General features: G+C 51.4%; 8 protein-coding genes, 1 CRISPR repeat array and 1 other annotated feature. Of the genes, 2 read left to right on the plus strand and 6 right to left on the minus strand.

The features are described 5' to 3' along the window. Nucleotides 1-11: 11 nt before the first annotated feature. Both recD2 and C6362_RS11240 read right to left on the minus strand, forming a co-directional pair. Nucleotides 12-2171 carry an SF1B family DNA helicase RecD2 gene (gene recD2 / locus C6362_RS11235; RefSeq protein WP_027895180.1) on the minus strand — a complete coding sequence of 720 codons (2160 nt, stop codon included), beginning with the start codon at nucleotides 2169-2171 and terminating at the stop codon, nucleotides 12-14. Between the two features lie 2 nt (nucleotides 2172-2173). Next, nucleotides 2174-2443 carry a chorismate mutase gene (locus tag C6362_RS11240; protein ID WP_014016549.1) on the minus strand — a complete coding sequence of 90 codons (270 nt, stop codon included), beginning with the start codon at nucleotides 2441-2443 and terminating at the stop codon, nucleotides 2174-2176. A gap of 208 nt (nucleotides 2444-2651) precedes the next feature. On the opposite strand from C6362_RS11240, the gene C6362_RS11245 reads away from it, so the two are divergent. After that, nucleotides 2652-4103, plus strand: coding sequence for an amino acid permease (locus C6362_RS11245; RefSeq protein ID WP_014016548.1), 1452 nt, complete (start codon nucleotides 2652-2654; stop codon nucleotides 4101-4103). A gap of 167 nt (nucleotides 4104-4270) precedes the next feature. Here C6362_RS11245 and cas2 read toward each other — a convergent pair whose 3' ends face one another. The 3 genes from cas2 to cas4 are packed head-to-tail and all read right to left on the minus strand — an operon-like array spanning nucleotide 4271 to nucleotide 6264. Continuing rightward, complete coding sequence (gene cas2 / locus C6362_RS11250; RefSeq protein WP_014016547.1) at nucleotides 4271-4561, minus strand: CRISPR-associated endonuclease Cas2; 291 nt, start codon at nucleotides 4559-4561, stop codon at nucleotides 4271-4273. A gap of 9 nt (nucleotides 4562-4570) precedes the next feature. After that, the gene (cas1c, locus tag C6362_RS11255; protein ID WP_014016546.1) at nucleotides 4571-5602 is read right to left on the minus strand and encodes a type I-C CRISPR-associated endonuclease Cas1c; all 1032 of its coding nucleotides are present in this window, start codon (nucleotides 5600-5602) and stop codon (nucleotides 4571-4573) included. Then, on the minus strand, nucleotides 5599-6264 hold the full coding sequence (gene cas4, locus C6362_RS11260) for a CRISPR-associated protein Cas4 (RefSeq protein ID WP_014016545.1): 666 nt from the start codon (nucleotides 6262-6264) through the stop codon (nucleotides 5599-5601). Before cas4 ends, cas1c begins: the two co-directional genes overlap by 4 nt. A 197-nt stretch (nucleotides 6265-6461) precedes the next feature. After that, nucleotides 6462-9044: direct repeats of the CRISPR family, unit length 32 nt; unit sequence ATTTCAATCCACGCACCCATGAAGGGTGCGAC. Between the two features lie 609 nt (nucleotides 9045-9653). Beyond that, nucleotides 9654-9897 (plus strand) — a binding site (T-box leader). A gap of 68 nt (nucleotides 9898-9965) precedes the next feature. On the opposite strand from cas4, the gene C6362_RS11265 reads away from it, so the two are divergent. Beyond that, nucleotides 9966-11201 carry a YkvI family membrane protein gene (locus C6362_RS11265; protein WP_014016544.1) on the plus strand — a complete coding sequence of 412 codons (1236 nt, stop codon included), beginning with the start codon at nucleotides 9966-9968 and terminating at the stop codon, nucleotides 11199-11201. Nucleotides 11202-11444: 243 nt separating this feature from the next. On the opposite strand, the gene thiC is transcribed toward C6362_RS11265, so the two are convergent. Continuing rightward, entirely contained in the window at nucleotides 11445-12746 is a 1302-nt protein-coding gene (thiC, locus tag C6362_RS11270) for a phosphomethylpyrimidine synthase ThiC (RefSeq protein WP_014016543.1), read from the minus strand. Between the last annotated feature and the right edge of the window lie 42 nt (nucleotides 12747-12788).

A 12788-nucleotide genomic window follows, 5' to 3' on the forward strand; every position in this document is an offset into this window, starting at 1 on the left:
GCCTTCCCTCCCTAGACGATGAGCTCTCCTTGCAGGCGCGGAATGAGCAGCGTGAAGCGGCGGCTCGTGCGCTGGTTCTGGACGGCAGTCTGGACAGCCCGCTTGCTGCCGACGAGGATGACTTTCCGCTTGGCCCGGGTGACGGCCGTATAAAAGAGATTACGCTGGAGCATGATGGCATGGCTGTTGACCAGGACCATGATGACCGTGTGGTATTCGCTGCCCTGGCTCTTGTGGACGGTAATGGCATAGGCCAGGGTAATCTCATCGACTTCCTGCCCTTCGTACTTGACGTCCTGTTCGGGATAGCGGACATAGACCATATCCTTCTGGATGGCAAAGATTTCCCCTATATCACCGTTGAAGACGCCTTTTTCATAGTCATTGTGCTTCTGCATGACCTTGTCTCCGACGCGGAAAATCACGTTCTTCCCCTTCAGCTCGCCTTTTCCTTCAGCCGGCGGGTTGAACCGCCCCTGGATGAGCTGATTGAGGTTGTCGACGCCGCAAGGGTTCTTGTACATCGGCGACAGAACCTGGACGGCGAACTTATCCCCCGTTTCCAGGAGCTCGCTGTTATAGAGGGCGCTTATCTTCTCGGCCCCCTGGGCTTCGTCTTCGATTTCAACGAAGCGAAATTCCGGGTCTTCATTGACGACGGGCAGACGGCCGCTGTTGATGAGGTGGGCATTGGTCACGATACGCCCGCCTTCTTGCTGACGGAAAATCGTATCCAGGCGGACGACCGGGACCTGTCCCGAGGCGATGATGTCATGCAGGACGGCACCGGCCCCGACCGACGGCAGCTGATCGGCGTCGCCGACGAGGATGCAGCGGCACTGCGGTTTCAAGGCACTGAGGAGATGGTACATCATTTCCATGTCGAGCATAGAGACTTCATCGACGATGACCAGGTCGGCCGGCAGCAGCTTGGTTTCGTTGTATTCAAAGACCTGGATCCGTCCCTGACGACCGTCGGGGATGAGCAGACGGTGAATGGTCTTGGCCTTGCGCTGCGTCGTTTCGGCCAGGCGCTTGGCGGCCCGCCCGGTCGGCGCACAGAGGAGGATACGCAGCCCTTCCTGTTCGGCCAGGCGGATGATGGTCTGGACGACAGTCGTCTTGCCCGTCCCGGGACCGCCGGTGATGACCGTCATGCCCGATTCCAGCGATTTTTCGACGGCTTCGCGCTGCTTATCGGCCAGTTCAAAATGGCACGAATCCTGCCAGCGGTCGAGGAAGAGCTGGACATGGGTCTTCATGGGCAGGGGCTTCATGGCTGCCATGTCCTGGATACGCCGGGCAATATAATTTTCTTCTTCATAGGCTTCCGGCGTATAGACATAGACGGTCCCCTGGAAATCGGCCGTACAGAGCTGGCCCACTTCGATCGCTTCCTTCAGGATATCGTGCAGCCCCAGGGCATCGGCCTGTAAGATGAAAGCCGCCCGGCGGACCAATTCCGCATCGGGGATGCAGACGTGGCCGTTCTGGGTCATGGTCTGCAAGACATAGGTCAGGCCGGCGCTGAGGCGCTGCGGGTCCTGCCGGTCCATGCCATAGGCCAGGGCCATCTGGTCGGCCGTCTTGAAACCGATGCCGTCGATTTCGGCGATCATGCGGTACGGTTCTTCCGTCAGGACATAGTGGACGTCGTCACCGTATTTCTGCAAGAGCCTGCCGGCGTAGCGCCCGGCGACGCCATGCTGTTCCAGGTCGTAGGCGATGTCGTTGACCTGTTTCTCTTCGTAGAATGACTCCGTAATGACGGCCAGTTTCTTCGGGCCAATGCCTTCGACTTCCAGGAGCCGCTGCGGGTCCCTTTCCAATATCTTCATCGTGTCCTTGCCAAAGGCCGCGACGACGCGGTGGGCCAGGGCCGGCCCCAGTCCCTTGACGGCACCGCTTCCCAGGAAGCGTTCGATGCCGTCGACCGATTCAGGGATGATGCGGCTCCAGCCGTCGGCGGCGAACTGGCGGCCATAGCGCTTATGCTGGACCCAGTGGCCCTTGATTTCCAGGCGGTCGCCGACAAGAGGTTTCGTCCCATGGCCGGTGACGGTATACGTCGCGTCGTCGGCTTCGTCATGAAGGCGGAAGACGCGGTAATCCGAGTCGGGCGCTTCAAATAAGAGGCGTTCCGCAATGCCTCGTACTACAATCTGTTCCATCTTCACAGCCCCATATGCTCCCGTTCGTATTTCTTGCTTTCGTCCATGATGCACTGATAAATACGCCGCAGATACGGCGACAATTCCTTCTGGACCGTCAAATTGGCGATTTTATCCAGGACCTGCCGTTCCCGACGGGGGTCGTAGATTTCCATATGATGTTCCTTCTTATAGGCGGCGACTTCGGCGACGACCTGCATGCGCCGTTCCAATATTTTCGTCAAGTCCCGGTCCAATACGTCGATTTCCCGGCGACATTCTTCTAAATCCATACACTGCCCTTCCCTTCTGCAATTAATATCCTTATTATAACATAGTAAAAAAACTGCGGCCAATCCCTATAATCCATTAATCGCATAAACGATTTACGTCCATGCAGAATCTCCATTTGTCAGAGCCCGATTCTTCCTTTATAATGTAAAGGTATGAGTTTTTTTAGATTTTATTTATCAATTCTGTAAAAAAAGGTTGTGATTTTGCATGGAAGAAACTCAACAGCAGCAGGGGCTGCGCCGCAGCCTGAAAGCCCGTCACATGAACATGATCGCCATCGGCGGCGCTATCGGCACAGGCTTATTCGTCGCTGGCGGTGAAACGGTCAGCTCGGCCGGTCCTGGCGGTGCCCTCGTGGCTTACGCCCTCATCGGCATCATGGTTTATTTCCTCATGACGGGCCTCGGCGAAATGGCGTCGTACCTGCCGGTCAGCGGTTCTTTTGAAACCTATGCCAACCGCTATGTCGATAAATCCCTGGGCTTTGCCCTGGGCTGGAACTACTGGTTCAACTGGGCCATCACGGTAGCAGCCGAACTCGTCGCCGGCGCCCTGATCATGAAGTATTGGTTCCCCGACGTACCGGCTGCCATCTGGAGCGGCTTGTTCCTGATCATCCTCTTCGTCCTCAACTACTTGTCGACCCGTTCGTATGGCGAAAGCGAATTTATCTTCGCCGGCATCAAGGTCCTGACCGTCCTGGTCTTCCTCTTCGCCGGGACGCTGCTCATCCTGGGCCTCGGGCCGGAACCGTCGCCGGGCTTTACCAACTGGACCATCGGCGAAGCCCCCTTTGTCGGCGGCTTCACGGCCATGCTGGGCATCTTCATGGTCGCCGGTTTCTCCTTCCAGGGGACGGAAATGATCGGCATCGCAGCCGGTGAAAGTGAAGATCCGGAAAAGAACGTGCCCCGCGCCGTCCACTCCATCTTCTGGCGTATCCTGATTTTCTATTTAGGCGCCTTCACGGTCATCGGTTTCCTCATCCCCTATACGGACCCGAACCTGCTCAACACGAACATCGAAAACATCTCCATCAGCCCGTTCACGCTGGTCTTTGAACGCTTCGGCCTGGCCGCAGCCGCTTCCATCATGAACGCCGTCATCCTGACCGCCGTCCTGTCGGCAGGCAACTCGGGCCTCTACGTTTCGACGCGTATGCTCTACGCCATGGCTGAAACGGGACAGGCTCCAAAATGCTTCCTCAAGCTGAACAAGCGCGGTGTCCCGTCGTATGCCCTGTTCGCTACGGTCGTCTTCGGCCTGGCCGCTTTCCTGACGTCCCTCATCGGCGAAGGCAAAGCCTATGACTGGCTGGTCAACATCAGCGGCATGGCCGGTTTCATCACCTGGATAGGCATCGCCATCTGCCACTTCCGTTTCCGCCGGGCCTACGTCGCCCAGGGCAAGGACTTGAAAGACCTGCCTTATAAAGCCACTTGGTTCCCCTTCGGCCCCCTCCTGGCCCTGATCATGTGCATCATCGTCACGGCCGGCCAGAACTACTCGGCCTTCACAGGCGCTGAAATCGACTGGTACGGAGCCAGCGTAGCCTACATCGGCATCCCTGTCTTCTTAGCCGTCTTCTTCTATCATAAAATCAAACATAAGACCCACCTCATCCCCTTGAAAGAAGTCAATCTTTCCCGGGATAAGTAGGAAAAAGAGGCTGTCGCATTAAGACAGCCTCTTTTTCCGTTGATCGTAGGTCGTTCATCGTTTGTCGTATGGGATTAAAAATTATACTGTACCCATAAGGTTGGACAGTCCCTTTTTAAGTGGTTATGAAAGGGAATGGGTAAGATTCTGAATACATCTTTTGGAAATCAGAAAATCAATACGTCTTCAGGGTCATACGTGTTTTTAGCCCCATAGTGCTCTATTTTTGATTGATATTTTTTACCGAGGTTATAGAATCGGATGCTATCTTTATTTTCATCCATAATTTTAATCAACTGATGTTTCAACAGCATCAATTCATCTGGCTGTAACAGACACTCAAAAACTGAATTCTGTACCCGCTGTCCGTACTTTTCGCACTGTTTAGCCACCTGATGCAGTCGCCGTTTTCCAGCATCATCTTCCGTACTGACATCATAAGTTACTAATACCAACATAGGCTCATCTCATTTCCATAAAAACGAAGGATATACATCTAAGTCACCACGTAATACCTTTCCCAATAATTGTGCCTGCACAAAAGGCACCAATCCCCAAGGTATTTTTTCATCTAAAAAAGGATGTTTGATGATATCTTTCTTACGATTTTGCCAATCTGTCAGGAAAATTTTCCTGCCTTTATCATTCAACAATACGGCTCCATTTTCTTGTCGCTCAAAGGCACTAGCATTGATTTTGCGATTATTTATCAATGTTAAGACAAAACGGTCCGCATAGATACTACGAAGTTCTTCCATTAGATCCAAGGCCAATGAAATACGTCCCGGCCGGTCACGATGTAAGAAGCCTACATAAGCATCGAGTCCCACCGCTTCCAAGGCAGAAGCACAATCATTTGCCAAAATAGTATAACAAAAAGAAAGTAACGCATTGACAGAATCCTTAGGCGGTCGTTTCATCCGTTGTTTAAAAGAAAAAATTTTCTTATTTTGTAAAATCAGATGATCAAATACTGAAAAATACAAGCTGGCCGCTTCTCCTTCGTAACCGCGTAAGCTGTCTAAATCACAACACTTCCTGGCCTCCTTTGCCAACCGAAGTAATGACGAGCTGATTTCTTTCAAAGATTGTATATCAAAACTCATAGGATGATCCCGTTTGGCTCTTTCCAGTACACTGCGGGAATTGAATATTTTTCCAACAATAAAATATTTGGCGATTTGGCAGCTTCGTATTTCATTATCAGAACAACGATACTGCTCTTTTCGCAACAAAACATTTCCTTGCGTCGTACCCACTGTTCTGGCTAAAAACCTGCCATTGGGGCGATAAAAACAAAGACCTATATTTCTTTTAGCACATTCCCCCATCAAGGCCGGAGATGCCCCTTTATAGCCAAAATAAACAATCTGTTCCAACGTATGGAGTGGAAATTTCCCCAAGACTTTTTCATCCAGTAAAATAATAATATTATCGTTTTCCAATGCCAGATACGTTTCTGGAGTCATGACATATAATGTATTCAATAGTTTTCTCATACGTCGTCGCTTCCTAACATAGCTTCATAATACGGTTGGGCAGACTTCTTTTTACAAATAACGGGTAGGCAGATTTCTTTCAAAGAACAACTGGGGCAGCCCTTTTTAGGCCGTACTTTGGGAATATATCCGCGTTTAAAATAATCATGCATCATTTCCAGCATTTTTCTAACTTCTTGGCGTAAAGGTTCTGTTAGCTCAACAGGTTCCCTTCTATGTGTTTCGTGATAATATAAAGCCCCTTGATATATAGAAACACCTAACATCTCTTCTAAACACATCGCTTGGCAACATAGTTGAAGACGATCTGCATTAATATCCTTTGTTTTCCCTCGTTTGTACTCAATAGGAAATGGAAGCCATAAGCCATTATGTCCATATAAACGCCCTCCACCATCATCCCGGTGAAATTCCACCACATCACATTGTCCAGTTACACCTAAAGTCCTTGAAGCAATCCGAATCCCGCGAGAAATAAGAATTTCACCACGCTTCTCTATAAAATCTGGATTATGGCAATTTTCATGGATAATATTGCCTTCCATCGTCTTCATGTTTTCATCCCAAACCTGGTCGATGTGAATCAAGGCCCATTGTCGAGGACAAAATGAAAAATGTTGTATCCCTGAAATCATCAAAAAATCATCTTCATCGTATTCCATAACAGACACCCCCTCATTATATTGTAAAATTCGACTGCTGATCCATAAAAACATTTCCCCATTCCAATACGGATTCTCACCATTGAAGATTCTCTTCCGCAGTAATTTTGCCCGAACAATCTAAAGCAAGTTAACATTCTTTTTTCCCATGAAAGGTGAGACTTGTAAGTATCCGTACAAGGCGGAGCCTCCATGTGATTTCAATCCACGGACCCATGAAGGGTGCGACAGTAGCCGGATAAAAGCTTCGGCGACAACCAGCAAATTTCAATCCACGCACCCATGAAGGGTGCGACGTCAATGGTGCTGACTTATGGGAGATGGTAGACAGCATTTCAATCCACGCACCCATGAAGGGTGCGACGCCAATCCGGTCGAGGTACTTAGCCACGGCATCGGAATTTCAATCCACGCACCCATGAAGGGTGCGACCTGCTGTGTTAGTGGAACTAGCTTTTATCAGCAACATTTCAATCCACGCACCCATGAAGGGTGCGACATGTGATTTGTCGCTTATTCAAAGTACGCCAGTAATTTCAATCCACGCACCCATGAAGGGTGCGACGCAGATGGCGTCGAGGGCATCTGCGGCCATGCCGACATTTCAATCCACGCACCCATGAAAGGTGCGACCTGTTCGGGTGTCCGACCGTCTAAATCCTCCAGCGTATTTCAATCCACGCACCCATGAAGGGTGCGACACCGCAAGTACTCATGATTGACTGTGACCCGCAAGATTTCAATCCACGCACCCATGAAGGGTGCGACTGCGGCCGATACCAGGACGCCAATCAGTACTGCCCAATTTCAATCCACGCACCCATGAAGGGTGCGACCGGGACGATACCGGCGTCTTCCTGGATGAGTTCCATTTCAATCCACGCACCCATGAAGGGTGCGACGTAAAATGGCTGGAAACACAGATCTGCCCGGCTTGCATTTCAATCCACGCACCCATGAAGGGTGCGACATCGGATTTCGCGTGAAACGTCGTCCGCGGTCCTCATTTCAATCCACGCACCCATGAAGGGTGCGACGATGCTTACGGTCGTATGAAAAGGGTCTACCTCATATTTCAATCCACGCACCCATGAAGGGTGCGACCAGTTTAAAAGACAGCTCTTCTTGCCCTGGCCCGATATTTCAATCCACGCACCCATGAAGGGTGCGACCTGCTGTGTTAGTGGAACTAGCTTTTATCAGCAACATTTCAATCCACGCACCCATGAAGGGTGCGACACGGCGCGGAAATCTCATCCGGCGGACGCACACGGATTTCAATCCACGCACCCATGAAGGGTGCGACTTCATCAAGACTCGGATAAAGTCGTACTTCAACTATTTCAATCCACGCACCCATGAAGGGTGCGACGACGTGCCGCTTTCTTCAAGCATCACAGCCAACCAATTTCAATCCACGCACCCATGAAGGGTGCGACGTATGCATCTGTGAGGAAATCCGTCATGGTTTCAATTTCAATCCACGCACCCATGAAGGGTGCGACATACCCAGAAGCAGTGCCTTGTAGATGATAATTATATTTCAATCCACGCACCCATGAAGGGTGCGACTTCCAGCCAGGCCGCAGCCGTGTTCTGTTTGATATTATTTCAATCCACGCACCCATGAAGGGTGCGACTCTAAGGCATGGCATGGCGTCACAGGCGCCGTGAAATTTCAATCCACGCACCCATGAAGGGTGCGACGTAAGCCAGTTTTTCCCTTTTACAGATGTCAATGCATTTCAATCCACGCACCCATGAAGGGTGCGACCCCGGCCACCGCAACCACTAAACAGCCCGAACCGATTTCAATCCACGCACCCATGAAGGGTGCGACAAGATTCGTGTCTATGAGCAGTGGTTAGCAAAACTTATTTCAATCCACGCACCCATGAAGGGTGCGACAGCCCTTGATTACATCGTCGAAGCAGCAGAGAGCATATTTCAATCCACGCACCCATGAAGGGTGCGACGGGTCGCCAACTGCCGCGTACTCATATCCGCTGTAATTTCAATCCACGCACCCATGAAGGGTGCGACGGCGACGGCGGCCCCAGCCGGGCTGACGTGCTTATTTCAATCCACGCACCCATGAAGGGTGCGACCCTGCGGGCCGACGTCGATGCCCTGCCCATTGAGATTTCAATCCACGCACCCATGAAGGGTGCGACAAGACCGGCATGAACGTCGACCAGATGGACCTCATCATTTCAATCCACGCACCCATGAAGGGTGCGACGCATATTCAACTCCTTGGCCCGCTTCACCATATCGGATTTCAATCCACGCACCCATGAAGGGTGCGACGCGGCAGGCCCGGAACAACCGCAGGGCATCTTCCTGATTTCAATCCACGCACCCATGAAGGGTGCGACCTTTTCCCGGCTCTCAGACAAGCCGCGGCTGACGAATTTCAATCCACGCACCCATGAAGGGTGCGACCCAGGACCAGCTGGCCTTTCAAGGATATATCCAGTATTTCAATCCACGCACCCATGAAGGGTGCGACATGGGCCTGGGCGCCATCAGCTACGGCATCAACTTTATTTCAATCCACGCACCCATGAAGGGTGCGACTGGCCGACGGGACGTCTTCAAAGATATCGCTTTCCGATTTCAATCCACGCACCCATGAAGGGTGCGACGCGTTGATGTCCGCCAGGGGATACTGGGTATCTTTATTTCAATCCACGCACCCATGAAGGGTGCGACGTAGCAGAGGGCGGCATAGCCTGTAAGGAACGGATTTCAATCCACGCACCCATGAAGGGTGCGACAGTCTTCAAATTAACTCAGTCATCGCCTGCTTTTCTATCATCTATATTGCGAACTGAGAGAAAGCCAATCTAATTTTTTGAGTTAATTATCTGGATATTGCTTAATTTTATAGAAAGTAAGGCCTGCGCGGAACCCCGATATATTTTATGTGTGATGCCGCTTCGCACCACTTTCTCTCTATAAATCAGTCTTGACAGAGTTCGGTATGACCTGGTTACATATACGGATAGCCAAGATGCCCTGTCTTAATTCGGTAATCTATTTTATATGGTTAGTATACCTCTTTCACCATAGAAAATCAATATATAATTCTGTAATGTTGACTAGTAATTTAATAGCTATAGAAAAAACCTGCCGCAGGGTTAGCATACGGCAGGTTTCCACCTCACTTACTATTCAACGTTACAATTTCAATCCACGTCCCTGTGGAATCCACAAAAACGACAATTATATTATACCATAAAATCCAGTATCGACGCGACTTAGTTTTCGTTTAAGTCAAACCTTAAACTTAAACGTTTATTGTGATTATTTCAAAAAATATTATGTTTTATTCTTGACTTTATTAAGTGATGATGCTATCATAGCACCATCAACTGATAAACGTCACAAACGCGATGACGCAAAATAGTACGTCTGAGTCTATCGTTTCCAGAGAGCTGCCGGCTGGTGTGAGGCAGTATCGATTCCGGACCGAACTCATTGCTGAGCGGAAAGGCTGAATGAAGTAGGCCGATACGGGAACTCCCGTTACAGAGCGTGGATATCGCCATGGCCGTATCCGAGAGTGCATCCATAAAGGATGAAACAGAGTGGTACCGCGGAAGGATTACAACGCCTTTCGTCTCTCTTCAACGCTTCGTGCAGAGAGACGGAAGGCGTTTCGTTTCTCTCCATTGTCCTAAAAGGAGGAAAATCTTATGGCTAACATTTCATCAATCAAAGCCGCTTCACTGAGCATGTGTTTTTCCGTCGGTGCCGTCTTATTTAGTTCTCACGCCGGCGGCGGTTTCGCTACGGGCAACCAGGAAAACGTCTATTTCGTCAGCCTCGGCTGGCTCGGCCCGATTACGGCTATCATCACCATGCTGCTGTTCACGCTGACCATCAAGGAAGCCATGAACATGTACAATTCCCGTCACCTCACGAGCTACCGTCAATTATTCCAGAACTTATACAGCCCCTTCAAAGGCATTGAATACCTCTTCGAAGCCTTCTTCTATATCATGGTCTTAATGGCCGTATCGGCTACGATTTCCGGCGCCGCCTCGGCCATCAATGCCCAGACGGGCCTCAATTATTACGCCGGTATCGGCATCGTCGGCACGATCATCTTCTTCCTGACCATCTTCGGTGCCGGCCTGGTACGTCGGGCCACGACCTACATGGGCATGGCCATCTTAGCCATGGTCATCATGATTTTCTCCGTCGGCATCTACATGGGCGGTTCCATTGAAGGGACGCAGTTCTTCACGGCTGCCATGGCCCAGGATTTCACCACGAACGGCTTCAGCAAAGTACCGACAGCCATTCTCCACGCTTTCACTTATTCCGGTTTCCAGTGCGTCGTCATCCCGACGATGATCGTCGTCGGCACGCCCTTAGTCACCCGTAAGAACTGTGCCACGTCCATGTGGTTCTCCTTCGCCATGAACGCCATCGCCCTGACCTTAGCTGTCTGCATGCTCTTAGGCTGGACCGGCATCTACGGCAAATCGCCCTTACCGACCCTGACCAGCTGCAAAGCCATGGGCATGTCCTGGCTGACCATTGCCTACAGCGCCTTCTTACTGCTGTGCCTCATCTCGACAGGTGTCACGACGGTCTTCGGTTTCACGGCCCGCTTCTCGGAAACGAAATGCCTGAAGAAAATCAGCCGCAACACCGTTACCCGCTCGGCTATCGTCACCTTATTCATCATCATCGCTTCCATGACCGTCTCCGTTGCCGGCCTGACCAACATCATCAAATACGGCTACGGCTATTGCGGTTACTTAGCCATCGCCATCATCATCGTTCCCTTCCTGACCATCGGCCGCTACAAAAACAAACGCTATGCCGCTGACAGCAAATACCGCGCCCGCATCGACGCCATGAACGAAAACCCTGAAGCTGCCCAGGCATTCCAGCCGACAGCCGAAGCTGCTGGACATTAGAAAAAAGGGACCTCGCATGATGGTAGATGTAGTGACCCCAATAAGTTAGACCATATACTCGGATAGGCTGTGGTCGAACTTCGCAGCGGGCCGCCCTAACCGGGTCAGCCCCTACGCACAAGGCCATGGGCCGTGTATGTTTTTGCGACCTGTCACCTGCGACCTGCGATCTGCAGCTGAAAAAGGCCCGTCATATGACGACGGGCCTTTTTCAGTATCTATGAGGTAAATTTTAGCTGGAGCCTAGCGGATAGAAACGTCTTCGCCGGCGAGGATGCGTTTCATCGTGCGAGCCGGGCACATCTTGCCGCACATAGTGCAGGTGCCTTCACATTCCGGTTTGCTCGATTCGTAGTAGCGGCGGGCTTTTTCCGGATCGATGGACAAGGAAATCATCTTGTCGAAGTCGACGTCGACGCGGGCTTTACTCATGGCGTCATCCCATTCCTGGGCACCCGGGATGCCTTTGACCAGGTCGGCAGCGTGAGCTGCGATGCGGGCAGCGATGATGCCTTCTTTGACGTCGTCGACGGTCGGCAGGCGCAGGTGTTCAGCCGGTGTGACGTAGCAGAGGAAGTCGGCACCGCACGATGCAGCGATGGCACCGCCGATGGCGCTGGTGATGTGGTCATAGCCCGGTGCAATGTCCGTGACCAAAGGTCCGAGGACGTAGAACGGAGCGCCATGGCAAAGGCGTTTTTCAATTTTCATGTTGGCTGCGATTTCATTGAGGACCATGTGGCCCGGGCCTTCAATCATGACCTGGACGTTATGGGCCCAGGCGCGTTTGGTCAATTCGCCGAGGGTAATGAGTTCTTCAATCTGTGCGGCATCGGTAGCGTCATGGGTACAGCCCGGACGACAAGCGTCGCCGAGGCTCAAGGTGACGTCATATTTTTCACAGATGTCGAGGAGACGGTCGTAGTATTCGTAGAACGGGTTTTCCTGATTGTTCATTTCCATCCAGGCGAAGAGCAGCGAGCCGCCGCGGGAAACGACATTGGTCAGGCGCGGGTTGTCTTTGATGCGCTGAGCCGTCTTGCGATTCATGCCGCAGTGGATGGTCATGAAGTCGACGCCGTCTTCTGCGTGCTGTTCGACGACGGAGAAAAATTCATCGACGGTAATGTCTTTCAGGTCCTTTTCCAGCATGCCGACAGCATCGTACATGGGGACCGTGCCGATCATGGCCGTAGACATCTTGACCAGTTTACGGCGAAATTCACGGGTCTTGCCGAAGTTGGACAAGTCCATGATGGCTTCGGCTTTCATGTCGATGGCATTCTGGACTTTCTGCAATTCTTCTTCATGGTTGTTGTGTTCCGGAGAAACGCCGAGGTTGACGTTAATCTTGGTGCGGCAGTCCTGGCCGACGGCTTCCGGCGACAGACTGGTGTGGACTTTGTTGGCCGGAATGGCGACTTTGCCGCTGGCGACGAGGGCCATGAGTTTTTCGACAGGCATGTGTTCCTTTTCAGCGACGATCTTCATCTGCGGCGTGACGATGCCTTTGCGGGCAGCATCCATCTGTGTTGTGTAATCCATTACTAACATCCTTCCTATACAAAAAAATAATCCAATGCAATA

Source organism: Megasphaera elsdenii DSM 20460, assembly GCF_003010495.1.
GTDB classification, from domain to species: Bacteria; Bacillota; Negativicutes; order Veillonellales; family Megasphaeraceae; genus Megasphaera; species Megasphaera elsdenii.